Below are 24,542 nucleotides of genomic sequence, written 5' to 3'. Positions count from 1 at the left end.
ATCCACCCCGGCGCGGCCAGCTACCGCGCCGCACCCCCCCCCCCCGCCCCCCCGGCCCCCCCCCCCCCCCCCGGCGGGGGCGGGCCGGGGGTGCCCCCCGGGCCCCCCCCCGGCCGTGTGCTCGGCGGCGGTGTGCCCGGCGGCGGCCTAACCGTCCCGGTCCGGTTCAGGACCCGAGGGCATGGCCCGCGGTGGGCCAGTTGCCGCGCAGGCGGTCGAGGTAACTCTGCGCCGAGGGCCCCAGGGTGACCCCCCGGGCGAAGGCCCGCATGTTGCCGGGGCCGGTGTTGTAGCCGAGAGCGAGCAGCTCGTCCTCGGTCAGCGAGGTGGAGCGGTGCACCGGCAGGCTCTGGGCCAGGTCGTGCAGGTACCAGGCCTCCGCCTCGATCGCCAGGTCGGGGTCGTCCGGGAGCTCGCTCCAGCTGCGGCCGGCGAAGGACCGCCCCTGCTTGGTCTGGTCGAAGGCGGCCTGGTGCATGTTGGCGATCCCGAACGCGGCGTCCGGCTTCATCCGCTGCCAGGCGCGCTCCAGCGCCGGATCGTGCGGCTTGTAGTCCTCGTTGTAGAGGATCGCCAGCACCAGCTGCGGGTCGACGCCCGCCTCCCGGGCGCGGGTCCTGACCTGCGCCGCGAACTGCGCCGGGTCGTAGCTGCCGGTGTACCAGCCGGTCGGCGACGCCGACGGGGCCGCCGGACCGGACGCCTGCCCCGTACCCGACGCCGCCCCCGACGGCGAAGCGCCGCGCGAGGCCGTGCCTGATGCGGCGGTGCCGGACGACGGGCCGCCCACGTGCAGCCCGCCCCAGACCAGCACCGCCACCACCGCGCAGGCCGGCAGCAGCCACTTCGCCCCGCTCGGCTTCGCCATCCGGCTCACCCCACCGAGGAGTACGCGATGATGCCGCGCCGCAGCCCGTCGACCGCCTTGCGGGCGGCGGAGCGGACCGAGCCGCCCTCCGGGGCGGCGTTGGCGATCTGGCCCAGCACGTCGATCAGCTGCCGGATCCAGCGCACGAAGTCACCGGCCGGCATGTCCGCGTCGCGCAGCACCGCGTCCAGCGAATGGCCCGAGGCCCAGCGGAAGGCCGTCCAGGCGAAGCCCAGGTCGGGCTCGCGCTGGCCCCAGTTGTCCATGGTGGAGAGCTTGTGCTGCTCCTCCAGCGCGTCCAGGTGGCCCCAGAGCCGGACCATCTCGCCGAGCGCCTCGCGGGCGCCGCCGTCCGGGAGCTTGGGCGCGCCGCCCTCGTCGTCGCCGCGCCGCGACTCGTACACCAGCGCCGAGGCGCAGGCCGCGAGTTCGGCCGGGGTCAGCCCCTCCCAGACCTGCTCGCGCAGGCACTCGGAGGCGAGCAGGTCCAGCTCGCCGTAGAGCCGGGCCAGCCGGCGGCCGTCGTCGGTGACGGTGTCGCCGCGCAGGTAGCCGAGGTCGGTGAGCAGGGCGCAGACCCGGTCGAAGGTACGGGCGATGGTGTGGGTGCGCGACTGCATCCGGCGTTCCAGCTGCTGGGTGTCGCGGTGCAGCCGCTCGTAGCGCTCGGCCCAGCGGGCGTGGTCCTCGCGCTCGTCACAGCCGTGGCAGGGGTGCTGCCGCAGCGCCGCCCGCAGCCGGGCGATCTCCGGATCGTCGGCGGCCGTCGCGCGGCCCCGGTGGCTCCGCTCGGGCTCCAGATGGCCCGCCTTGGTGCGCAGCGCGGAGGCCAGGTCCCGGCGCGACTGCGGGCTCCGCGGGTTGAAGCTGCGCGGGATCCGGACCCGCTCGATGGCCTCCACCGGGACCGGGAAGTCCATCAGCGCCAGCCGCTTGACCTGCCGTTCGGCGGTGAGCACCACCGGGCGCGGGCCCTCCCCGTACTCGGCCCGGTCATGGCGGCTGCCGGCCCGGCCGACGGCCGGGATGCCCGGATCCAGCACCAGCGCGAGACCGGCGAAGCGGCCGGTGGGGACGTGGATGACGTCACCGGGCTTCAGCCGCTCCAGCGAGTCGGCGGCGCTGGCCCGGCGCTGGTTGGCGCCCTCGCGGGCGAGCTGGTTCTCCCGGTCCTTGAGCGAGCGGCGCAGGTCGGCGTACTCCTGGAAGTCGCCGAGGTGGCAGTTGATCGCCTCGCGGTAGCCCTCCAGGCCCTCCTCGTTGCGCTGCACCTGCCGGGCGATGCCGACCACCGAGCGGTCCGCCTGGAACTGGGCGAAGGAGGTCTCCAGCAGTTCCCTGGACTTGTGCCGGCCGAACTGGGAGACCAGGTTGACGGCCATGTTGTAGGAGGGCTTGAACGAGGAGCGCAGCGGATAGGTGCGGGTGCCCGCGAGACCGGCCAGCGCGGCCGGGTCCAGGCTGGGCTGCCAGAGCACCACGGCATGGCCCTCGACGTCGATGCCCCGGCGTCCGGCACGGCCGGTGAGTTGGGTGTACTCGCCGGGGGTGACGTCGGCGTGGGTCTCGCCGTTCCACTTGACCAGCTTCTCCATCACCACCGAGCGGGCCGGCATGTTGATGCCCAGGGCCAGCGTCTCGGTCGCGAACACGGCCTTGACCAGGCCGCGCAGGAACAGCTCCTCGACCACCTCCTTGAAGGTGGGCAGCATCCCGGCGTGGTGCGCGGCGACGCCGCGCTCCAGCGCGTCCACCCACTCGTAGTAGCCCAGGACGTGCAGGTCCTCGTCCGGGATGCTGACGGTGCGGGACTCGACCAGGGCGCGGACCTCCGCGCGCTCGGCGTCGCTGTTCAGCCGCAGCCCCGAGTGCAGGCACTGCTGCACCGCGGCCTCGCAGCCGGCCCGGCTGAAGATGAAGGTGATCGCGGGCAGCAGGCCCTCGGAGTCCAGCCGGTCGATGACCTCGGCCCGGCTCGGCGTCCAGGCCCGGCCCGGGCGGCCGTTGGGCATGCTGCGGCCCCGGCCGCGCTTGTCGAAGCGGTCCCGGCCGCTGCCCAGCCGACGGTCCTGCTCGGACCGGGCCAGCCGCACCAGCTCCGGGTTCACGTCGGCCTCGCCGCCGCGGCTGCCGCCGCCCTCGCGCTTGCGCCCGGAGGCGCGCTCCTCGGCGACCCGCGTCGTGAACAGGTCGTACATCCGGTTCCCGGCCAGCACGTGCTGCCACAGCGGGACCGGGCGGTGCTCGGAGACGATGACCTTGGTGCCGCCGCGGACGGTGTCCAGCCAGTCGCCGAACTCCTCGGCGTTGGAGACCGTGGCCGACAGCGAGACCAGGGTGACCGACTCCTGGAGGTGGATGATCACCTCCTCCCAGACCGCGCCGCGGAAGCGGTCGGCGAGGTAGTGCACCTCGTCCATGACCACGTAGCCCAGACCGGACAGCGTCTGCGAACCGGCGTAGAGCATGTTGCGCAGCACCTCGGTGGTCATCACCACCACCGGGGCCTCGCTGTTGACCGTGTTGTCCCCGGTCAGCAGGCCGACCTTGTCCGGGCCGTAGCGCTTGACCAGGTCCGCGTACTTCTGGTTGGAGAGCGCCTTGATCGGCGTGGTGTAGAAGCACTTGCGGCCCTCGGCGAGGGCCAGGTGCACGGCGAACTCGCCGACGATGGTCTTGCCGGAGCCGGTGGGTGCGGCGACCAGGACGCCGGAACCCGCCTCCAGGGCCTCGCAGGCCTCGATCTGGAATCCGTCGAGCGGGAAGTCGTACAGCTCGCGGAAGGCGAACAGGGCGGTGGACTGCTCCTTGGCGAGACGCCGGGAGGCGGCGTAGCGCTCGGAGGGGCTGAGCTCGCGGTCATCGGGGGCGGCGGAGGTCATCGCGGCACCTTCCTCCCGGGTCGGGCGCACGGGAGCGCGGTGGGCGACGTCCAGGTCCTCGGACGGGAGGACTTCGCGCCGGTCGTTGTCGTCGTGGATCTGCATCTCACCCAGAGGCTACCCGCAGGGACTGACAGCCCACCCCGGAATTTCCACCCACCGCGATTCGTCCCGGCGGACCACCTCGATCCGCCGGATCGGGGGACCGCGGTGGGTGCCGTCCGGACGGCTCAGGTGATGTCGTCCATGCGCTCGCCCCGGGCGCCCGGCACGGCGGCCGACTCCTCGTCCGGGTGGTAGACCATCGGCTCCGCCGCGGCCAGCTCGGAGGCCGAGACCAGGTCCGTCGAGATGTCCGAGGGGCTGAGGTCGGGCGAGGAGGCCACGTCGTCGTCCAGCAGGCTGTCCGGGTTCTCCACGGCGCGCCGGCGGGCCTTGTTGCGGTCGTGCAGCGTGGCGACGGCGAGGGCCAGGAAGAACAGCACACAGATCGGGGCGGCCAGCACCGTCATGGTCAGCGGGTCACCGGTGGGGGTGGCCACCGCCGAGAAGACGAAGATGATGAAGATGATCCCGCGCCACCAGCTGCGCAGCTTGGCGGCACTGAGGATGCCCACGAAGTTCAGCGCGACCAGCAGCAGCGGCAGCTCGAAGGAGAGGCCGAAGACCAGCACCATCCGGATGAAGAAGTCCAGGAACTCGTCACCGGGGAAGGCCAGCGAGAAGGAGCTCGGGTTGAAGCTGGTCAGGATCTTCAGGGCCTTGGGGAAGATCCAGAAGGCCAGGTAGCCGCCGACGCAGAAGAGCGGCACGGCCGCGGCGGTGAAGCCCAGACCGTACTTCTTCTCCTTCTTGTAGAGACCGGGGGCGACGAAGGCCCACAGCTGGTAGCTCCACACCGGGCTGGCCAGCACCAGGCCGACCATCATCGAGACCTTGAAGCTGAACGACAGCGGCGACAGCACACCCTGGTTGACCAGCAGCCCGTTGGGGCACTGCGCGGTGGGCTGGCCGACGCCGTGGATGCCCTTGATGGCGCAGGCCGGACCGGTGAGCTGGTTGATCACCCAGTCGTGCACGATCCAGCCGATGATCGTCGTCACCAGCAGCGCGGCAAGCGAGATCAGCAGCCGGTTGCGCAGTTCACGGAGGTGGTCCCCCAGGGGCATCCGCCCCTCGTCGTCTTTCGGCGTGCTTCGCCGACCGGCGGATGCACGCCGAGTGCCCTGGGTGTCGCTCACCGTGCGGCTTCAGTCCCTGCGAGATGGTGGATGGAGGTCGAGCGGCGCCGGTCAGGCGGAGTGCTGGGCCTGCTTCTCAGGCTGCTCGTCGGCGACCGGACGGGCCGCGGCGGACTCGCCGGGCGCGGTCTGGATGACCTTGGGCGCGGCGACGACGGTCTCGGCCGGAGCGGCCGCGGCCTTGTCGGCCCCCTTGTCGTCCGACTTCATCGCGCCGACCTCGGACTTGAGGATCCGAAGCGACTTGCCGAGCGCACGGGCGGAGTCGGGAAGGCGCTTCGCTCCGAAGAGCAGCAGCACGACGACCGCCAGGATGATGATTTCAAGTCCGCGGTTCTCGAGCATGGGAATCCCTCTTCGTCTTGGTCTCTGCGCCGATGATACGCACCGGGCCCCTGTGCTCGTCCAGAGCGGGTATGCAGAAGTTGAGGTGAACGGGCCTGTACTGAATACTACGCGGGTTCGGAGCCATCCTGGATGAAGCTCGGGGAACGTACTGCCGTCAGATCCCCGGCGCGACGGGCCACCGACTCGGCGGCGCCCTCCAGGCCGCGGGCGGCGAGCGAGATCCGCCGGGCACTCGCGTCCAGCTCCCGGGCCAGGGCGCGCACCTCGTGGAAGGCGGCCAGGGCGAACCAGCCCAGCACCAGCAGCCCGGCGGTGGCCAGGGTGACGGCGGCGATGATCGTCCAGGGCATGCGCCGAGCCTACGGCACGGTGGTCGGCTGCTGGGTCGGCCGCCCCGACACATGCAGCCGCATGGTCGGCACGCCGGCCCCGGACAGCGCCTCGACGATGCGCTCCCCCGCCCGCTTGCGCACCGTCGCGCCGCAGGCCGGGCAGGAGAAGGAGTAGTAGGTGCGCTCCGGTGTCCGGCCGACGGTGAGCCGGAAGGCGGCGGCGTCCAGCTCGGAGGTGCCGCGGCAGTCGGTGCAGGAGGCCTTGAACCGGGTCGCCCCGCTCATGCGTCGGCCCCGTAGCGGGCCAGCGCCTCGGCGGCGGTGGTCCGGGCCTGCTCGGCCAGTTCGGCCGGGGCGGTGATCCGCCCGTCCGCGCCCAGGCGCAGCGCCAGCCGGAGCAGTCCGGCCGGGTCGGGGGTGCGCAGGGTGATCCGCAGGCCGCCGTCGGGCAGCTCCCGGGCGTCCTCGTAGCTGTAGTACTCGGTGACCCAGCGGCCGCCGGGGCCGACCTCCAGCACCACCTGCGGGTCGTCGGCGGCCGGGCGGACCAGCCCCTCGGACAGGTCGCGCAGCTCCAGCGGCGGCGGGTCGGAGGGAACGTCGAGGACCCGGATGTCGGCGATCCGGTCCAGCCGGAAGATCCGCCGGTCCTCGGACAGCCGGCACCAGCCCTCCAGGTAGGTGTGGCCCTCGGTGACCAGGCGGATCGGGTCGACCTCGCGCTCGGTCATCTCGCCGCGCCCGGAGGAGTAGTAGCGCAGCCAGAGCCGGCGCCGCTCGGTGATGGCGCGGTCGGCGTCGGCGAAGACGCTGCCCTCGGCCTCGAAGGTGGCCCCGACCCGGGCGCTGCCCTCGGCCGCGTCCCCGGCCGCGGCCTCCAGCTTGGCCACCGCGCGGGTCAGCGCGGCGCGGTCGCGCTCGCGCAGTCCCGGCAGCCCGGCCACCGCGCGGGCGCCCACCAGCAGCGAGATCGCCTCGTCGGCGGAGAGCCGCAGCGGCTGGGCGACGTCGTCGGCGTTGTGCCACCAGATCCGCTCGCCGTCGGTGTCGATGTCGAGCAGGTCCCCGCCGCGGAAGCTGGTGCCGCACATCGGCAGCACGTTGAGGTCCCCGACGAGTTCGCGCTCGGTGATGCCGAAGGCCCGCGCCACCTCGCCGACCCGGGCGCCGGGGCGCTCGCGCAGATAGGTGACCAGGGAGAGCATCCGGCGGGTCTGGTCGATGGCGTTGCTCACAGCGCGGACCCTTCGGATGCGGTGCCGGTGGCGGTGCTGGTGGAAGAAGCGGGAGTGCCGGTGCCGGCGGGGACGGGAGTGCCGGCGACGGCGCGCAGCCGGGCGATGACGTCGGCACGCAGCTCGGCCGGGCCGAGCACCAGCACGTCGGCGCCGAACTCGGTGAGCTCGGCGGCCAGTCCGTGCCCGAACGGGATCTCCAGCTCGTCCCAGTCCGCGTCGAACGGCTCCGAGCCCAGCGCCCGGGTGCGCAGTGGGAAGGCGGCCCCCCGGCGCAGCCGGATCCGGGCGGTGGCGGTGGCGCCCTCCCCGGCGAAGCGGGCGACGTGCTGGCGCACGTCCACATGGTCGGGGACCTGGGCGCTGAAGGCGTCGTTGCGGGCCTTGACCCGGCCGGTGATCCGGCTCAGCCGGAACACCCGGACGTCCTTGCGGTCCCGGTCCCAGCCGGCCAGGTACCAGTGGCCGTGCCAGCACTCCAGCGCCCAGGGCTCCACGCTGCGCGGCTCGGGCTGCGGCGCACCGGACTTGCGGTAGGCGAAGGTGACCGGACGCCGGTCCCTGGCGGCGGCCAGCAGCGGTTCGAACGCGGCCTCGCGGGCCGGGATCCGGGGCTCCAGCGCCGAGTGGGTCGGCGGCTGGTCCGCGAGCGCGCCGGCCGCCCGCAGCTTGTGCAGGGCGCCGCTGGCCGCGCCGGCCAGCCGGGCCTGCTGCCAGACGCCGGCGGCCAGGCTGAGCGCCGCGGCCTCCTCGGCGTCCAGCGAGATCTCCGGCAGCCGGTTGCGGTCGGCCCGGGCCAGGTAACCGAGCTCGCCGTCCAGGGCGTTCTCGTCGACGTCGATGACCAGCCCGAGCTCGCGCAGATCGTCCTTGTCGCGCTCGAACATGCGGTTGAAGGAGTCCTCGCTGGAGGTCTCCGCGGCCTCGCGGTAGGCCTCGATCGAGTCCCGCAGCTCCCGCTTGCTCAGCGGTCGCTTGGTGTTCATGAGGCACAGCGCGAGGTTCATCAGGCGCTCGGACTTGGCGATGGGCATCGCTCACCCTTCCCTGCGCACGGACATGGGATATGTCCGGCGCAGATGACCGTACCGGTACCGCGCCCAGGCACAAAAGCGCGGCCCCGCCGCACCACCGGTGTGGTACGGGGGGCCGCGCCTCGGGACCTCGCCGACGGGTGCCGGGCCGGTCAGACCGCGAGCAGGTCGACGACGAAGATCAGGGTCTCGCCCGGCTTGATGGCGCCGCCGGCGCCCCGGTCGCCGTAGCCCAGGTGCGGCGGGATGATCAGCTCGCGCCGGCCGCCGACCTTCATCCCGGCCACACCCTGGTCCCAGCCGGCGATGACCCGGCCGCCGCCCAGCGGGAAGCTGAAGGCCGAGCCGCGGTTCCAGCTGGCGTCGAACTCCTCACCGGTGCTGAAGGCCACGCCCACGTAGTGCACGCTGACGGTCTGACCCGGCTTGGCCTCCGCGCCCTCACCCACCCAGATGTCGCGGATCTGGAGCTCGGCCGGCGGGTTGCCACCCGGGAAGTCGATTTCCGGCTTCTCGATGCTCACGGTTGTCTCTCCTCGTTGCAGCAGGTCGAGGGCCTCCCCCCGATCCTCACGACAGTACGTTACGCGGCGGCCAGGATGTCCACGACGAACACCAGCGGGGCGTTGGCCGGGATTCCCTGCGTGCCCTGCGCCCCGTACGCCAGTGCGGACGGGATGGACAGCAGCACCCGGCTGCCGACGGTCTGGCCGACCAGGCCCTGGTCCCAGCCCGGGATGACCTGACCCTGGCCGATCACCGTCGCGAACGCTCCGGCGTCCTTCCAGGACGAGTCGAAGACCTTGCCGTCCGCCAGCGTGGCGCCGGTGTACTGCACCACGATGGTCTCGCCCGCCAGCACCTTCTGGCCGGTGCCCTTGATCAGCACGCCGGTCTGCAGCGCCTTCGGGGTACGCGCGGCGGCGGGGATGGTGAAGGTGGCCGCCTTGCCGGCGGTGGCGTCGACCGAGGGCATCCCGGCCGGGGACGCCTGCTGGGTGCCCTGCACCGAGTCCTGCGCACCGATGCGCTGGTTCACGTCCACCACGAACACCAGGGTGTCCTTGGCGCCGACGTTGTTCTGCTGCAGACCGGACGCGGACATCTGCTCGGTGGCGGCGGCCGGCGGGGCGACGACCACGACGCGGCTGCCCACCTTGTGACCCACCACGGCGTCCTGCAGCGGCGCCAGCACCTGCTGGGTCGGCTGCAGCAGCTCCGGGGCGCCACCCTTGCCGTACGCGGCGGCCAGCGTCTTGCCGGTGGTCCAGTCGATCACCGAGAAGTTGAAGACCGCGAAGTCCTTGGCGCCGATGGTCGCGCCGTTGCCCTCGCTGACGGTGTGCACCACGAACGCACTGCCCGGCTTGGTGCTGGGGATCTTCACCGTCGGCGTGGAGCCGAAGGCGCCGGTCACCGCGGGCAGGTTGTCGGTGGAGTCCACCACCGGCGGCACGGGCACGGCCGACTGGGTCGCGGACGCGGACGCGGAGGCCTGCGGCGTGGCCGCGTCGGCGGACTTCGGCTTGCTGCTGCTGCATGCGGTCAGCAGCAGCGCCGGCACCAGGAGCAGTGCGGCGGCGGTGGCGGTTCGGCGCACGGTCGTCCTTAAACGAGGGGGCGGAGGTCAGGGTCAGTCCGCGCCACTCTACGACCTTCCCTCCCCCGAGCAGCAAACAGCCCGGCCCCCGTGCCGTCACAATCGGGACACGGGGGCCGAAACCAACCAGGCACTGCGGGCGGCCACTGACGGCAGCTGCCGCAGGGATCGTTCGCCGTCGACCGGAGAACCGGACCGGGGCTCACATCCCGGCGATCAGCTTCTCCACCCGCTCGTCGACCGAGCGGAACGGGTCCTTGCACAGGACCGTGCGCTGCGCCTGGTCGTTCAGCTTCAGGTGCACCCAGTCGACGGTGAAGTCACGGCGCTGCTCCTGCGCGCGGCGGATGAAGTCACCGCGCAGCCGGGCCCGGGTGGTCTGCGGCGGCACCGACTTGGCCTCGAAGATCTTGAGGTCGTTGGTCACCCGCTCCGCCTGGCCCTTGTTCTGCAGCAGGTAGAACAGACCCCGACGGCGGTGGATGTCGTGGTACGCCAGGTCGATCTGGGCGACCCGCGGATGCGACATGCTGATGCCGTTCTTGGCCCGGTAGCGCTCGATCAGCTGGTACTTCATCACCCAGTCGATCTCCCGGTCGACCTTGCTGTAGTCCTCGGTCCTGATCGCCTCCAGGGTGCGGCCCCACAGCTCCAGCACCCGGGCGATGGTCCCGCTGCGGATGCCCTTGGCGTCGGCGAAGGCGCTGGCCTTGGAGTAGTACTCCTCCTGGATGTCCAGGGCGCTGGCCTCGCGGCCGTTGGCCAGCCGGACCTGCCGCGAGCCGGTCAGGTCATGGCTGACCTCGCGGATCGCCCGGATCGGGTTCTCCAGGGTCAGGTCGCGCAGCACCGTGCCGGCCTCGATCATGCGCAGCACCAGGTCGGTGGCGCCGACCTTGAGCAGGGTCGTGGTCTCCGACATGTTGGAGTCGCCGACGATGACATGCAGCCGGCGGTACCGCTCCGCGTCGGCGTGCGGCTCGTCCCGGGTGTTGATGATCGGACGCGAGCGGGTGGTCGCCGAACTGACGCCCTCCCAGATGTGTTCGGCCCGCTGGCTGACGCAGTACACCGCGCCGCGCGGGGTCTGCAGCACCTTGCCGGCCCCGCAGATCAGCTGCCGGGTGACCAGGAACGGGATCAGGATGTCCGCCAGCCGGGAGAACTCGCCGTGCCGCGCCACCAGGTAGTTCTCGTGGCAGCCGTAGGAGTTGCCGGCCGAGTCGGTGTTGTTCTTGAAGAGGTAGACGTCCCCGGCGATGCCCTCCTCGTGCAGCCGCCGCTCGGCGTCCACCAGCAGGCCTTCGAGGATCCGCTCCCCCGCCTTGTCGTGCGTCACCAGCTCCGAGACGTCGTCGCACTCCGGGGTGGCGTACTCGGGGTGCGAGCCGACGTCCAGGTACAGCCTGGCCCCGTTGCGCAGGAAGACGTTGCTGCTGCGACCCCAGGAGACCACCCGGCGGAAGAGGTACCGGGCCACCTCGTCCGGAGACAGCCGCCGCTGGCCCCGGAAGGTACAGGTGACGCCGTACTCGTTCTCGATCCCGAAGATTCTGCGGTCCATGCTGTCTCCCCTTCGCCGACCCTCACCCGACTCCGCTTCCCCGCGAGACACGCGCGGGTCGAGGGGCCTTGATGGGACTTTGCGCTTCTGGGCACTGTCTGAAACCCGCCGGTAGCGGGGCGCGACCGTTCAGCCGCGCCCCACGGGACTCAGCCGTCGGCGGGTTCGTCCTCCTGGTCGCCGGTGGCGGTCTCGTCGCCCGCGAGCAGGCGCCCGAGCTGGGCGCCGACCAGCCGCTTGAACTTGCGCTGCTGCCAGCGGCCGCGGTCCAGCACCGCGACCTCCAGCTGATCCTGGGTCAGCGTGCGGGCCTGGCCGCCGTTCGGGTCCCGGGCCAGGCCCTCGACCGCGAGCTTCAGCGCCTCGGGGAGGGTCAGCCCCTCGGTGTGGCGCTGCTCCAGGTAGGTGCCGATGGACTCGGAGTTCCCGCCGACGGCGACCGTGTGCTGCTCGTCGACGACCGAGCCGTCGGGGGTGAGCCGGTAGATCTGGTCGTCCTGCGGGCTCTTGCCCACCTCGGCGACGATCAGCTCCACCTCGTAGGGCTTCTCGCCGGTGGAGGAGAAGATGGTGCCCAGGGTCTGGGCGTAGACGTTCGCCAGCCCGCGGGCGTTGACGTCGGCGCGGTCGTAGGAGTAGCCGCGCAGGTCGGCGTAGCGGACCCCGCCGATGCGCAGGTTCTCGAACTCGTTGTAGCGGCCGACCGCGGCGAACGCGATGCGGTCGTAGATCTCGGAGACCTTGTGCAGCGCCCGGGAGGTGTTCTCCGCGACGAAGACGATGCCGTCGGCGTAGGTGAGCACGACCACGCTGCGGCCGCGCGCGATGCCCTTGCGGGCGTACTCGGCGCGGTCGGCCATGGCCTGCTGGGGTGAGACGTAGAACGGCGTCGACACCGGCTGTCGCCCCTATCTGAAGTCGGAGGGTCTGAAGTCGGAAAGGATGGACGGGGCCACAGGGACGGAGGTCAGAGCAGACCGGCCTGCGGGCCGTTGGGGAACTCCAGCCGGTGGTCCAGGATGCTCCGGGCCAGCGCGCCCACCTCGTCGTCCGGCAGGCGGCGGAAGCCGTCCTCGGTGATCACGCCGACGATCGGGAAGATGCCCCGGGTGAGGTCGGGACCGCCGGTGGCCGAGTCGTCGTCGGCGGCGTCGTAGAGCGCCTGCACCACGGCGGTGGTGGCCTGCTCGGCGGTGAGGTCCTTGCGGTACAGCTTCTTCAGCGAGCCCTTGGCGAAGAGCGAGCCCGAGCCGGTCGCGGCGAAGCCGACCTCCTCGGAACGGCCGCCGGTGACGTCGTAGCTGAAGATCCGACCCCGGCCCAGGTCGAGGTCGTAGCCGGCGAACAGCGGCACCACGGCCAGGCCCTGCATGGCCATGCCGAGGTTGCCCCGGATCATGGTGGTGAGCCGGTTGGCCTTGCCCTCCAGCGAGAGCTGGGTGCCCTCGATCTTCTCGTAGTGCTCCAGCTCCAGCTGGAACAGCCGCACCATCTCGACCGCGAGACCCGCGGTGCCGGCGATGCCGACGGCGGAGTACTCGTCGGCGGGGAAGACCTTCTCGATGTCGCGCTGCGCGATGAGGTTGCCCATGGTGGCCCTGCGGTCACCGGCGAGGATCACCCCGCCGTCGAAGGTCACCGACACGATGGTGGTGCCGTGCGGGGCCTCCAGCGGCTGCAGCCCCGCGGGCAGGGTCCGCCGGCCGGGGAGCAGCTCCGGCTGGTGGTCGGCCAGGAATTCGACGAAGGACGACGAACCCGGCGTCAAGAAGGCAGCCGGCAGACGCCCGGTGCCACGAGTGTTGGCTTCCACACGTTCCCTTCCAGATAGTCGGCCCCACAGGGCGTATGCCGCGCGGGGCAACGGATGCCCGGGACCTTACCCCCTGCGCGCGTCCAAGATCCGCCTGCCCGGGGCGGGCAGGCCGGCGGCTACTCCCCGCCCTTTTGCACGTACGACCGGACGAAGGACTCGGCGTCCGACTCCAGGATTTCGTCGATGTCGTCCAGTACCGCGTCCACGTCGTCGTCGAGCTTGGCCTTGCGCTCCTTGAGGTCGGAGGTCTCGTTCGCCTCCGCCTCGGTCTCCTCGACCTCCTCGGAGGAGCGGTTCGCCCGCTGCTGACCGCCGCCGGTGTCCTTGGTAGCCATGTCCCTCACCCCGCTCGATGGTGTCCAGTACTGCTGGTCAGACCCTATACACGCGGGGTGACAAGCGCCCCGTGTTTTCGATCTGTTCCTTGAACGACTGGTGCTGTCCGGATGATGCCCAGGTCGGCCCGGTTCACCCTTCGTGATCTGACGTCACCCAGCGGTTACGCCGGAAGCGGACAGGTGTTCACCCACCCGCTCACCCGCCGGAGAGCACCCGCACCAGTTCCTCCGCGGTGCGGCAGCGGTCCAGCAGCGCCTTGACGTGGTTCCTGGTGCCGCGCAGCGGCTCCAGGGTCGGCACCCGCTGCAGTGAGTCCCGGCCGGGCAGGTCGAAGATCACCGAGTCCCAGGAGGCCGCCGCCACATGGTCCGCGTACTGCTCCAGGCAGCGGCCGCGGAAGTAGGCGCGGGTGTCCTCCGGGGGCTTGTGCGCGGCCCGCAGCACGTCGGGCTCGCTGACGATGCGCTCCATCCGCCCCCGGTCCACCAGGCGGTTGTAGAGGCCCTTCTCGGCCCTCACGTCGGCGTACTGGAGGTCGACCAGGTGCAGGCGCGGGTTGTCCCACTCCAGGCCGTCCCGGCTGCGGTAGCCCTCCAGGATCTCCCGCTTGGCGATCCAGTCCAGTTGCCGGGACAGACTCATCGGATCGCGCTCCAGCCGGCCCAGCACGTCCTCCCAGCGGTCCAGCACGTCGCGGGTCTGCTCGTCGGCGTCCGCGCCGAACCGGTCCTCGACGTACTTGCGGGCCAACTCGCAGTACTCCATCTGGAGCTGCACCGCCGTCAGCTTCCGCCCGCTGCGCAGCGAGAGCAGATAGCCCAGGTCCGGGTCGTGGGAGACCCGGTGCAGGGTGCGCACCGGCTGGTCGACGACCAGGTCGACGTTGATGAAGCCGTCCTCGATCATCGACAGCACCAGCGCGGTGGTGCCGAGCTTGAGGTAGGTGGAGACCTCGGAGAGGTTGGCGTCGCCGATGATCACGTGCAGCCGGCGGTACTTCTCGGCGTCCGCGTGGGGTTCGTCGCGGGTGTTGATGATGGGGCGCTTGAGCGTGGTCTCCAGGCCGACCTCGACCTCGAAGTAGTCCGCGCGCTGGCTGATCTGGAAGCCGTGCACCGAGCCGTCCTGGTTGATCCCGACCCGGCCCGCGCCGGTGACCACCTGCCGGGACACGAAGAACGGGGTGAGGTGCCGGACGATCTCGGCGAACGGGGTGGCCCGCTTCATCAGGTAGTTCTCATGGGTGCCGTAGGAGGCGCCCTTGTTGTCGGTGTTGTTCTTGTAGAGGTGGATCGGGTGCGAGCCGGGCACCTGGAGGGCCCGGATCGCGGCCTCCTCCATGATCCGCTCCCCCGCCTTGTCCCAGAGCACGGCGTCCCGCGGATTGGTGACCTCGGGCGAGCTGTACTCCGGGTGGGCGTGGTCCACGTAGAAGCGGGCGCCGTTGGTGAGGATGATGTTGGCGAGGCCGATGTCCTCGTCGGTCAGCTGGCTGGCGTCGGCGTTGTCCCGGGCCAGGTCGAAGCCGCGGGCGTCGCGCAGCGGGTTCTCCTCCTCGAAGTCCCAGCGGGCCCGCCGGGCCCGGTGCATCGCCGCCGCGTAGGCGTTGACCACCTGGGACGAGGTGAGCATGGCATTGGCGTTGGGGTGCCCCGGGACGGAGATCCCGTACTCCGTCTCGATCCCCATCACGCGCCGTACGGTCATCTCGCGGCCCTCCTTCGAACTGCCGTCGGCGACTCACCGCCAGCGGTCGGCCCGGTTCGGTAACCAGAGCCTAGAACTGCTCACTGACAACCGGGAGATCGATGCCCGGTGTTGTTCGTTCGGCCGCCGGATCCGCGCCGTGACGCGAACCGTCCGGCCGCGGGCGCACCCGCGGCCGGACGGTGGCGGTACTGCCGTACTGCGGGGCTACAGGTACTGCCCGGTGTTGGCGACGGTGTCGATGGAGCGACCGGAGTCGGCTCCCTGCTTGCCGGTGACCAGGGTGCGGATGAACACGATCCGCTCGCCCTTCTTGCCCGAGATCCGGGCCCAGTCGTCCGGGTTGGTGGTGTTCGGCAGGTCCTCGTTCTCCTTGAACTCGTCGACGCAGGCCGCGAGCAGGTGGGTGACCCGCATGCCGCGCTGGCCGTGGTCGAGGAAGTCCTTGATGGCCATCTTCTTCGCACGGTCGACGATGTTCTGGATCATCGCGCCGGAGTTGAAGTCCTTGAAGTACAGGACCTCCTTGTCACCGTTGGCGTAGGTGACCTCCAGGAAGCGGTTCTCCTCGGTCTCGGTGTACATCCGCTCCACGACGGCCTGGATCATGGCCTCGACGGTGGCGTCCACCGAGGAGCCGTGCTCCTTGACGTCGTCCGGGTGCAGCGGCAGCGAACTCTTCAGGTACTTGCTGAAGATGTCCTTCGCGGCCTCGGCGTCCGGGCGCTCGATCTTGATCTTGACGTCCAGCCGGCCGGGCCGCAGGATCGCCGGGTCGATCATGTCCTCGCGGTTGGAGGCCCCGATGACGATGACGTTCTCCAGGCCCTCCACGCCGTCGATCTCGGCGAGCAGCTGCGGGACGATGGTGTTCTCCACGTCCGAGCTGACGCCGGACCCACGGGTCCGGAAGAGCGACTCCATCTCGTCGAAGAAGACGATGACCGGGGTGCCCTCGCTGGCCTTCTCACGGGCCCGCTGGAAGACCAGGCGGATCTGCCGCTCGGTCTCGCCGACGTACTTGTTCAGCAGTTCGGGACCCTTGATGTTGAGGAAGTAGCTCTTCCCCTGGGGCTGCCCGGTGACCTCGGCCACCTTCTTGGCCAGCGAGTTGGCCACGGCCTTGGCGATCAGCGTCTTGCCGCAGCCGGGGGGGCCGTAGAGCAGCACGCCCTTGGGCGGCCGCAGCTCGTACTCCTTGAACAGCTCGGCGTGCAGGTACGGCAGCTCGACCGCGTCGCGGATCTGCTCGATCTGGTTGCCCAGGCCGCCGATCCGGTCGTAGTCGATGTCCGGGACCTCTTCGAGGACCAGTTCCTCGACCTCGCTCTTGGGCACGACCTCGTAGACGTAGCCCGAGCGCGGCTCCAGCAGCAGGGCGTCCCCCGAGCGCAGCATGACGTCGCGCAGCGGTTCGGCGAGCCGGACCACCCGCTCCTCGTCGGTGTGCCCGGTGACCAGGGCCCGCTCGCCGTCCTCAAGGACCTCCTTGAGGGTGACGATGTCGCCGATGCTCTCGAACTCCATCGCGTCGACGACGTTGAGCGCCTCGTTGAGCATGACCTCCTGGCCACGCCGCAGCTCGTCCAGCGGCAGGCTGGGGCTGACGTTCACCCTCAGCTTGCGGCCGCCGGTGAAGATGTCGGCGGTGCCGTCCTCGTTGGCGCTCAGGAAGGTGCCGAAGCCGGCCGGCGGCTGCGCGAGCCGGTCGACCTCCTCCTTGAGGGCCACGATCTGGTCGCGGGCCTCCCTCAGGGTCGACGCCAGCCGCTCGTTCTGGGCGGTGACGCCGGCCAGGTTGGTCTGCAGTTCGACGATGCGCTCTTCGAGGATCCTCGTGTGGCGCGGCGAGTCTGCGATCTTACGGCGCAGGACAGCGATCTCCTGCTCAAGAAAGGAAACCTGACTGAGGGCTTCCTCAGAACCCCGTGCGGGCCTGCCGCCGCGGGTGTAGTCGTCGTCGTGGGCTGCCACGGTCCTCACCTCCTCCGGGGGAGCTGAACGCTTCCAGACCCTACCTGTGCCTGGGAGTGTTGAAACCCCTAGATCAGAAAGTCGGAAGGGGTGTGTCCGATCTTCACCCTTGCGCACGTCCCCTCGCCAGTGGGATACCCACTCGAAGTGCGCGGGAAGCGGCCGTGTGTACAGTCGATCGGGTCAATAGCGATCGTGTTGGCCTGGCAGGGTGCCAACCCTGTACTGATGGCGGGAATAACGGGCGCCCACGGGGTGGCCCGGCGACCAGGAACGGCGGGCGGAATGTCCACGCAGGACGAGCCACTTGAGGTGTGGATCGACCAGGATCTGTGCACTGGCGACGGCATCTGTGTGCAGTACGCGCCGGAGGTCTTCGAGCTGGACATCGACGGCCTGGCCTATGTGAAGGGCGCGGACCAGGAGTTGCTGGCCGCGCCCGGGGCCACGGTGCCGGTGCCTTTGACGGTCCTTCAGGACGTGGTCGACTCGGCCAAGGAGTGCCCCGGCGACTGCATCCATGTGCGGCGGAGCCGGGATCGAGTCGAGGTGTACGGACCTGACGCCGAGTGAGCTGACACCGGGCCCTATGGCGAAGATCACACTTGCGTGGACGGGGCGGAGGTGGTCCGGCTCCAGTCGGTACCGCTGCGGGTCCAGCTGTAGGTCTCGTGCAGATCGGCGCAGCAGCGCGGGACCGCGGGCGAGGAGTAGCCGTCGATCCGGGCGTGCACCGAACCGTCCCCGCCCAGGCTCATCGAGCGGACGTTCAGACCCTCGCCGGGCCGCACCAGGACGGCCGAGATCCGCGGCGCTCCGCCGGCTCCGGCAGTGATCACGTAGACCCCGTCGGGCGGGGTGCCGGTGGGCGAGTCGCAGCGGGCCGCGACCACGGTGGCCAGGTCGCCGTTGCCGGTGAGGTCCGCGGAGAAGCTCTGGTCGATCTTCACCGGCAGGCCGGCGCAGTCCAGCGGCAGCGCGACCCCGGCCGGGTTGGGCGCGGCGGCCGCGGGGACGGCGTGCGGGCCGTTCACGGTGGCGACCGAGGCGCCCGCCGGGGCGGCCGCGAGCGCGGCGGCGATGACGGCGGCGAGACCCGCGGCGGTGCCGATCCAGTGCACCGGCCTGCTGCGGGCGTGCCCGGGCGGAGCGGGCGGCATGGATTCGGGCTGCAGGGCATGCTCGTCGGGCCTGGCGTCCAGCTGTACCACGGTGGGCACTCCCCTTCCGCGACGGGGCGACCTCGCGGGGGCAGTGCGGTGCGTGGGGCCATGCGGTGCGTGCCGAGATGCGGTGGTGCCCGGTGATGAGGGCAGCATAATCGCACACCCGGACCCCCTCGGAGACCCCCGGGGCGGGCCCTTCCGAAGATGTTCGGCCGGACGTCACGACGCGGCGGTTCGCCACTGCTGCCCGCGCCGCCGCGCGACGGCACGGCCCCCGCACAGCACGCGCACAGCAGAACAGCGCAAGAGCAGGACGGCGTACAGCAGGACGCCGGCACAGCGGAACGGGGGCACCGGAGTCGCCGCTCGTCGCGGCGCCCGGTGCCCCCGTCCGCGGAGGCGGGTGCGTCAGTCCTGGTCGGCTTCCTCGGCCATCCGCAGGAAGCGGCCCGGCTGCGGGGCCACCGGGGCCTCCACCTCGCCGTAGGCGCCCTTCGCCGGGCGGCGGCGGCGCAGCGGCGGCTCCACGCCGTCCGCGAGCCGGCGCGAGGTCAGCAGGAAGCCGGTGTGGCCGATCATGCGGTGGTCCGGGCGCACGGCCAGGCCCTCCACATGCCAGTTCCGGACCATCGACTCCCAGGACTGCGGCTCGGTGAAGTTGCCGTGCTCGCGCAGCGCCTCGACGGTGCGCGAGAGCTGGGTGGTGGTGGCCACGTAGCAGCAGAGCACGCCGCCGGGGACCAGGGCCTTGGCGGCCACGTCCAGGCACTCCCAGGGCGCCAGCATGTCCAGCACCATCCGGTCGACCTCGGTCTCGACCAGGTTGTCCTGGAGGTCGCCGAGGGTCAGCTTCCAGGCCGGGTGCGGGCTGCCGAAGTAGCGCTCGACGTTGTTCCTGGCGATCTCGGCGAAGTCCTCGCGGCGCTCGTAGGAGGACAGCGAGCCGTGGTCCCCCACCGCGCGCAGCAGCGAGCAGCTGAGCGCGCCGGAGCCGACTCCGGCCTCGACCACGCGGGCGCCGGGGAAGATGTCGGCCATGGTGACGATCTGCCCCGCGTCCTTGGGGTAGACCACCGCCGCGCCACGCGGCATCGAGAGGACGTAGTCGGAGAGCAGGGGCCGCAGCGCGAGGTACTGGATGTTCCCGGTGGTACGCACCACGGAGCCCTCGGGGGCCCCGATCAGCTCGTCGTGCGAGAAGGCGCCCTTGTGGGTGTGGAAGGCCTTCCCGGGTTCGAGCGTGATGGTGTGCAGGCGTCCCTTGGGGTCGGTGAGCTGGACCTGATCCCCGACCTGGAGGGGCCCGCGGCGGCGGGCTGCGCCGGTCGGTTCTGACATGCGCCCAGTCTAGGGGAGGTCACAGCGCCGGCCGACCATGCCCGCTGGGGCCCGCTCGGGCCCGCTCGGGCCCCCAGGGCGGCCGGTGTCAGGCCTGCGACGCGGCCGGTACCGGTGACAGTCCGGCCATGGCGAGGGCGAAGGCCCGCTCCACGTCCACCGCGGCGAGGACCCCGACCACGGCGCCGTCCGCCGCCTGCACCAGGTACTCGGCCGCCGGAGTCGCCCGCAGCGCGTCCAGCAGCTCCTCCCCCGCCAGCTCGACCGGGATCCGCAGCCCGGCCTCCAGCGAGCGGGCCACCGCTCCCGAGGAGGTCCAGGGGCGGCGGTGCTCGGGGACCGTGCGCACCAGCTGCTCGCGGACCAGCGCGGTGGGCGCACCGGCCCCGTCCACGATCACCAGGCCGCGTGCGCCGACCAGTTCCAGCCGCCGCAGCGCCTCGGCGAGCGGGGTGTCGGAGGCGACGCACACCACCGGGCGGGCCAGCGCCCGGGCGCCGATCTCCGGCAGGTGCTCGCGCAACCGGGCCGCCCGCAGGCTGCCGGCCGCGCCGTTCCAGATGATCGCGGCCAGCACCGCGCCCAGCACCGCGTCGATCAGCATGGTGGAGGTGCTCTCGGACACCCCCTGCAGCGCCCCGGCGGCGGGCATCCCGACCAGCACCAGCACCGCCAGCACCCGACCGGCCCAGGTGGCGGCCACGGTGCCGGTCATGGAGTTGCCGGTGACCTTCCAGACCACCGCGCGCAGCATCCGCCCGCCGTCCAGCGGCAGCCCGGGCAGCAGATTGAAGACGGCCACCACGAAGTTGCTGAGCATCAGTGCCGCCAGCAGCACCCCGGGCACGGTGCGGGCGGTGACCAGGCTCAGGCCGAGCAGGAACACGCCGCCGAGGACCAGCGACAGCAGCGGTCCGGCGAAGGCGAGCCAGAACTCCCGCCCGGCCGTCTCGGCCTCCTTCTCGATCTCGGAGACCCCGCCGAAGAACTGCAGCTGGATCCGGCGCACCGGGAGCTTCAGCCGCAGCGCGACCACGGTGTGCGCCAGCTCGTGCACCAGCACCGAGCCGTAGAACGCCAGCGCGAAGAAGAGCGCCACCAGGTAGCGGAGCCGGCCCAGGCCGGGCAGCACGGTGTCGATCTCGCCGCCGAAGATCCAGGTGATCAGCGCGGCGATGAGGAACCAGGTCGGGGTGACGTAGACGGGCACGCCGAAGGGGCGCCCCATCAGCAGCCCGCCGGTTGGGCGGTCCCCCTTGTTCTCGGCCACAGGTCCCCCTCGGATCCACGGCACGGCCCTGCCGTGCAGGCTCACGCTACGCGATCACCTGAACGCTTTCACCAGGAGTACTACCCCGCCCGGGGCGGGCCGATCCCGGAAGCCGGTGCCGCGCCGCCGCCGGCGGGTCGTGTCCGGCGTCCCGCTCCCCTTAGGCTCGCCTGCATGCATGCACCAGAGCCCGCAGTCGCCGTGCGTCCCGCCGAGGCGCCGGTGGCGTTGTCGCCCTCGCGGGCCGGGGACTTCATGACCTGCCCGCTGATGTACCGGCTCAAGGTCATCGACCGGATCCCGGAGCCGCCGAGCGCGGCCGCGACCCGCGGCACCGTGGTGCACGCGGTGCTGGAGCGGCTCTTCGACGCCCCGGCCGGGGCCCGCACGCCGGAGGCCGCCCGGGCACTGCTGCGCCCGCAGTGGGAGCGGCTGCTGGAGCAGCGGCCGGAGCTCGCGGACCTCTTCCCCGTCCAGAAGAGCAGCCCCGTCCAGCAGGGCAGCCCCGTCCAGAACGACGACGGCCCCGCCGGTCTGGACGGCGAGGAGCTGGCCCGCTGGCTGGGGGACGCCGAGCGGCTGCTGGACGGCTACTTCCGGCTGGAGGACCCGAACCGGCTGGAGCCGGCCGAACGCGAGCTCTACGTGGAGACCGAGCTGGACTCGGGCCTGCGGCTGCGCGGCTACATCGACCGGGTCGACGTGGCGCCGACCGGCGAGATCCGGGTGGTGGACTACAAGACCGGCCGGGCGCCCTCGCGGGACTTCGAGGGCAAGGCCATGTTCCAGATGAAGTTCTACGCGCTGGTGCTGTGGCGGCTGCGGGGCGTGGTGCCGCGCCGGCTGCAGCTGGTGTACCTCGGCGGCGGCGGCCAGCTGGTCAGCTACGACCCGACCCCGGACGACCTGCTGGCGGTGGAGCGCAAACTGCTGGCGCTGTGGGCGGCGGTGCAGCGGGCGCTGGCCAGCGGCGAGTGGCCGGCCAATCCGAACCGGCTCTGCGACTGGTGCTCGTTCAAGGCACTGTGCCCCGCGTTCGGTGGCACGCCGCCCCCGTACCCTTTGAAGGTGGCGGCCGCCGCTGACGGGGGCGACGAATGAGTGGAGCGAGTTGTGGCGATCCGAGTGCTGCTGGTCGACGACCAGCCGCTGTTGCGTACCGGGTTCCGGATGATCCTGGAGGCCGAGGGCGACATCGCGGTGGTCGGCGAGGCCGGTGACGGCCAGCAGGCGCTGGACCAGGTGCGGGCGCTGCAGCCGGACGTGGTGCTGATGGACATCCGGATGCCGCGGATGGACGGGGTGGAGGCCACCCGGCGCATCGCCGGGCCGGGGCGCGACGGACCGGCCAAGGTGCTGGTGCTGACCACCTTCGACCTGGACGAGTACGTGGTGGAGGCGCTGCGCGCCGGGGCCAGCGGCTTCCTGCTGAAGGACGTCCCGGCCGAGGAGCTGGTGCAGGCGATCCGGGTGGTCGCCGACGGCGCGGCGATGCTGGCGCCGAGCGTGACCCGGCGGCTGCTGGACATGTACGCGGGACGGCTGCCGTCCGGCGAGGAGGCGCCGCCGGCCTCGCTGGCGACGCTGACCGACCGCGAGGTCGAGGTGCTGAAGCTGGTGGCCCGGGGTCTGTCCAACGCCGAGGTGGCCGGTGAGCTGTTCGTCAGCGAGACCACGGTGAAGACCCACGTCGGCCATGTGCTGACCAAGCTGGGGCTGCGCGACCGGGTGCAGGCGGCGGTGTTCGCCTACGAGAGCGGCCTGGTGCGTCCCGGAAACGGCTGAACCGGCAGCAACGGCGGAACCGGCGGAACCGGCCGGCGGGCGGGGCGCTGTCGCAGCGCCCCGCCCGCCGTGTGGTCAGCCGGCCCTGCCGGTCAGCTGGTCTTGCCGATCAGCCAGAAGCGGAAGGTCGAGGACGCGTCCAGGGTGAGCTGGGCGCCGGTGACGTTCGCCTGGGTGGCGATGTAGAGCTTGTTCTGCCACAGCGGGATCAGCGGCGCGTCGTTGGCGAACACCTGCTGGATCTTCTTGAAGGTGTCCACCGCGGACTGGTCGGCCCGGTCCGGCTGGCGCAGCGTCTCCGGGGTCAGCGTGTTCGCGATCTCGGGGCTGTTGTAGTGGTTCCCGAAGGTGCCGGGGTCCCCCATGAACGGCGAGACGTAGTCGTCCGGGTCCGCGTAGTCCGGGTGCCAGAAGGTCATCGAGGCCTGCAGCTTGCCGCTGGACCACAGGGTGTTCAGCGCGCCGACGTTGGGCACCGACACCAGCGAGAGCTTGAAGAGCCCGGAGGCCTCCAGGGTCTTCTGGAGCTGCTCGGCCTCGGCCTTGGCGGCCACCGAGTTGGCGGCGTAGGTGAGCGGGAAGCTGACCGGCAGGCTGATGCCCTTGGCCTGGAGCTGGCTCCTGACCTCGTCCGCGCTCTTCGGCTGGGCGCCGTACTTGTCCGCGAAGGAGCTGCTCTGGTCGCTGATGCCCTGCGGGATCACCGAGTAGAGCGGGGTGACCGTGCGCTGGTAGACGTCGCGGGCGAGGGCGTCGCGGTCGACCAGTTCGGCCACCGCCTGCCGGACCGCCAGCTTGTCGAACGGGGCGTACTTGGTGTTCAGCACCATCATCCGGGTGGTGGTGCCGTCACCCTGGATCAGCTGCAGGCCCTTGCCCAGCGTCTGCGTGTTCTGCAGGTTCAACACGTCGCTGGGCAGCAGGTCCTGAGTGACGTTCAGGTCGATGGCGCCCTTGGTCAGGGCGTCCATCACCTGCTGCGGCGTGTCGTAGTAGTTCAGGGTGACGCTGGTGTTCTGCGGCTTGCTGGCCCCGCCCTGGTAGCTGGGGTTCAGCGACAGGTGCACCCCGGCCGGGGTCTTGTTGCCCTTGGCGTCGGTCTTCCAGTCCACCGAGTCCAGCTTGTAGACGCCGGAGCCGACCAGTCCGGTGCCGTTCAGCAGCGCCGTGCCGGAGTAGGCCTTGGGGTCGACGATCTCGCCGACACCGGAGGCGAGCCGGTCCGGGAAGGTGGCGTCGGGCGTGTTCAGGTGGAAGGTGACGTCCGAGGTGCCGTCGGCCTCGACCGACTTCATGGTGCTGAGCAGGGTGCTGACGGCGGTGCCGTTGTCCGCGGGACTGCCGTCGGGGTTCTTCTCGGTGCCTATCTTCACGACCCGGTCGAACGAGAACTTGACCGCGGCGGCGTCCAGCGGGTCGCCGTTGGAGAAGGTCATGTTCGGCCGCAGCGTGCAGTGGTACGTGGTGAAACCGCTGCCGACGAAGGCGCAGGCGCTCGCGGCGTCCGGGGTGGGCGTGTTGGAACCGGGCTGGTACATCATCAGGCCCTGGTAGACGTTGTAGAACACCATCCAGGAACCGTCGTCGTACGCCCCGGCCGGGTCGAGACTGGCGTACGGCTCCAGGGTGCCCATCGTCATGCTGACGCCCGGCGCGCCCCGCACGCCGGTCGAGGCTGAGGAACCGCAGGCGGCAGTGGTCGCGAGCAGGGTGACGCAGCCGAGCGTCCCCAGTCGTTTCGCTACTGACATGACTTCCTTTGCGTCCTGGCCGGCGCTGTGGACGCCGGACCGGAGGTCGTACGACCGCGCCACAGCCCCCGGACGAGGGTCGACCGCGGGCTGCAGTAGCGGGGCGTGAGGGTGTCGCGCGCTACGGCGACATCACCGCGTGTGGTGTCGTACGGACCGCGCAGAGGTTCGATGGCCTGTAGCGTGCCACACCATTCCGCAACCGTGCACTGCTCCCTCACCCAGGGTTCGGCAAAGCCACACTGATTGCTCCGACTTGGCCGATGATGACCGATTTGGCGTTAGCAGGTAG

General features: G+C 71.3%; 23 protein-coding genes. 3 read left to right on the top strand and 20 right to left on the bottom strand.

Annotation, left to right across the window (positions count from 1 at the left end):
* Window positions 1-166: 166 nt before the first annotated feature.
* The 16 genes from ABH925_RS29400 to arc all read right to left on the bottom strand — a co-directional run bounded on the left by ABH925_RS29400 (window position 167) and on the right by arc (window position 16,940).
* Window positions 167-868, bottom strand: a complete 702-nt coding sequence (locus tag ABH925_RS29400) for a lytic transglycosylase domain-containing protein (protein WP_370152731.1) — start codon at window positions 866-868, stop codon at window positions 167-169.
* Between the two features lie 5 nt (window positions 869-873).
* Window positions 874-3,750: a DEAD/DEAH box helicase gene (locus tag ABH925_RS29395; protein ID WP_370152746.1), complete on the bottom strand. Its 2,877-nt coding sequence runs from the start codon at window positions 3,748-3,750 to the stop codon at window positions 874-876.
* 230 nt (window positions 3,751-3,980) lie between these two features.
* Window positions 3,981-4,919, bottom strand: coding sequence for a twin-arginine translocase subunit TatC (gene tatC / locus ABH925_RS29390; protein ID WP_370152729.1), 939 nt, complete (start codon window positions 4,917-4,919; stop codon window positions 3,981-3,983).
* 123 nt (window positions 4,920-5,042) lie between these two features.
* A complete protein-coding gene (tatA, locus tag ABH925_RS29385) occupies window positions 5,043-5,336 on the bottom strand; it encodes a Sec-independent protein translocase subunit TatA (protein WP_370152727.1) in 294 nt (97 codons plus the stop codon).
* A 107-nt stretch (window positions 5,337-5,443) separates the two neighbouring features.
* The gene (locus ABH925_RS29380) at window positions 5,444-5,689 is read right to left on the bottom strand and encodes a hypothetical protein (RefSeq protein WP_370152725.1); all 246 of its coding nucleotides are present in this window, start codon (window positions 5,687-5,689) and stop codon (window positions 5,444-5,446) included.
* A gap of 9 nt (window positions 5,690-5,698) precedes the next feature.
* Window positions 5,699-5,956 carry a hypothetical protein gene (locus ABH925_RS29375; RefSeq protein WP_370152724.1) on the bottom strand — a complete coding sequence of 86 codons (258 nt, stop codon included), beginning with the start codon at window positions 5,954-5,956 and terminating at the stop codon, window positions 5,699-5,701.
* Window positions 5,953-6,876: a helix-turn-helix transcriptional regulator gene (locus ABH925_RS29370; protein WP_370152744.1), complete on the bottom strand. Its 924-nt coding sequence runs from the start codon at window positions 6,874-6,876 to the stop codon at window positions 5,953-5,955. Before ABH925_RS29370 ends, ABH925_RS29375 begins: the two co-directional genes overlap by 4 nt.
* A 26-nt stretch (window positions 6,877-6,902) precedes the next feature.
* A complete protein-coding gene (locus ABH925_RS29365) occupies window positions 6,903-7,940 on the bottom strand; it encodes a helix-turn-helix transcriptional regulator (protein WP_370152722.1) in 1,038 nt (345 codons plus the stop codon).
* A gap of 152 nt (window positions 7,941-8,092) precedes the next feature.
* Window positions 8,093-8,464 (bottom strand): FKBP-type peptidyl-prolyl cis-trans isomerase, encoded by a 372-nt coding sequence (locus ABH925_RS29360; protein WP_370152721.1) that lies wholly within the window; start codon window positions 8,462-8,464, stop codon window positions 8,093-8,095.
* A gap of 59 nt (window positions 8,465-8,523) precedes the next feature.
* Window positions 8,524-9,540 (bottom strand): FKBP-type peptidyl-prolyl cis-trans isomerase, encoded by a 1,017-nt coding sequence (locus tag ABH925_RS29355; RefSeq protein WP_370152719.1) that lies wholly within the window; start codon window positions 9,538-9,540, stop codon window positions 8,524-8,526.
* A 202-nt stretch (window positions 9,541-9,742) separates the two neighbouring features.
* Entirely contained in the window at window positions 9,743-11,104 is a 1,362-nt protein-coding gene (gene pafA / locus ABH925_RS29350) for a Pup--protein ligase (RefSeq protein ID WP_370152717.1), read from the bottom strand.
* 149 nt (window positions 11,105-11,253) lie between these two features.
* Window positions 11,254-12,000, bottom strand: a complete 747-nt coding sequence (gene prcA / locus ABH925_RS29345; protein WP_370152715.1) for a proteasome subunit alpha — start codon at window positions 11,998-12,000, stop codon at window positions 11,254-11,256.
* A gap of 71 nt (window positions 12,001-12,071) precedes the next feature.
* Entirely contained in the window at window positions 12,072-12,917 is an 846-nt protein-coding gene (gene prcB, locus ABH925_RS29340) for a proteasome subunit beta (protein ID WP_370152714.1), read from the bottom strand.
* 119 nt (window positions 12,918-13,036) lie between these two features.
* A complete protein-coding gene (locus ABH925_RS29335) occupies window positions 13,037-13,255 on the bottom strand; it encodes a ubiquitin-like protein Pup (RefSeq protein WP_370152712.1) in 219 nt (72 codons plus the stop codon).
* A gap of 199 nt (window positions 13,256-13,454) precedes the next feature.
* The gene (gene dop, locus ABH925_RS29330; RefSeq protein ID WP_370152711.1) at window positions 13,455-14,966 is read right to left on the bottom strand and encodes a depupylase/deamidase Dop; all 1,512 of its coding nucleotides are present in this window, start codon (window positions 14,964-14,966) and stop codon (window positions 13,455-13,457) included.
* A gap of 207 nt (window positions 14,967-15,173) precedes the next feature.
* Complete coding sequence (gene arc, locus ABH925_RS29325) at window positions 15,174-16,940, bottom strand: proteasome ATPase (RefSeq protein WP_370152709.1); 1,767 nt, start codon at window positions 16,938-16,940, stop codon at window positions 15,174-15,176.
* A gap of 285 nt (window positions 16,941-17,225) precedes the next feature.
* Here arc and ABH925_RS29320 point away from each other — a divergent pair, with 285 nt between their 5' ends.
* On the top strand, window positions 17,226-17,513 hold the full coding sequence (locus ABH925_RS29320) for a ferredoxin (protein ID WP_370152708.1): 288 nt from the start codon (window positions 17,226-17,228) through the stop codon (window positions 17,511-17,513).
* A 26-nt stretch (window positions 17,514-17,539) separates the two neighbouring features.
* On the opposite strand, the gene ABH925_RS29315 is transcribed toward ABH925_RS29320, so the two are convergent.
* From ABH925_RS29315 to ABH925_RS29305, 3 genes are all read right to left on the bottom strand, one after another.
* On the bottom strand, window positions 17,540-18,160 hold the full coding sequence (locus tag ABH925_RS29315; RefSeq protein ID WP_370152706.1) for a hypothetical protein: 621 nt from the start codon (window positions 18,158-18,160) through the stop codon (window positions 17,540-17,542).
* Between the two features lie 354 nt (window positions 18,161-18,514).
* Window positions 18,515-19,444, bottom strand: a complete 930-nt coding sequence (locus ABH925_RS29310; RefSeq protein WP_370152704.1) for a tRNA (adenine-N1)-methyltransferase — start codon at window positions 19,442-19,444, stop codon at window positions 18,515-18,517.
* Window positions 19,445-19,532: 88 nt separating this feature from the next.
* Window positions 19,533-20,714: a site-2 protease family protein gene (locus tag ABH925_RS29305; RefSeq protein ID WP_370152702.1), complete on the bottom strand. Its 1,182-nt coding sequence runs from the start codon at window positions 20,712-20,714 to the stop codon at window positions 19,533-19,535.
* A gap of 174 nt (window positions 20,715-20,888) precedes the next feature.
* Between ABH925_RS29305 and ABH925_RS29300 the strand changes: the two genes are divergently transcribed.
* Entirely contained in the window at window positions 20,889-21,815 is a 927-nt protein-coding gene (locus ABH925_RS29300; RefSeq protein WP_370152701.1) for a RecB family exonuclease, read from the top strand.
* 12 nt (window positions 21,816-21,827) lie between these two features.
* Window positions 21,828-22,499, top strand: a complete 672-nt coding sequence (locus ABH925_RS29295) for a response regulator (RefSeq protein ID WP_370152699.1) — start codon at window positions 21,828-21,830, stop codon at window positions 22,497-22,499.
* A 92-nt stretch (window positions 22,500-22,591) separates the two neighbouring features.
* Here the strand turns inward: ABH925_RS29295 and ABH925_RS29290 are convergent, their stop codons facing one another.
* Window positions 22,592-24,250: an ABC transporter substrate-binding protein gene (locus ABH925_RS29290; protein ID WP_370152697.1), complete on the bottom strand. Its 1,659-nt coding sequence runs from the start codon at window positions 24,248-24,250 to the stop codon at window positions 22,592-22,594.
* Window positions 24,251-24,542 lie beyond the last annotated feature (292 nt).

The sequence above is a fragment of the Streptacidiphilus sp. EB129 genome (assembly GCF_041262645.1).
Classification (GTDB): domain Bacteria; phylum Actinomycetota; class Actinomycetes; order Streptomycetales; family Streptomycetaceae; genus Streptacidiphilus.
The sequence above is the reverse complement of the archived record's forward strand: the minus strand, read 5'-3'. Positions and strand labels throughout refer to the sequence as shown.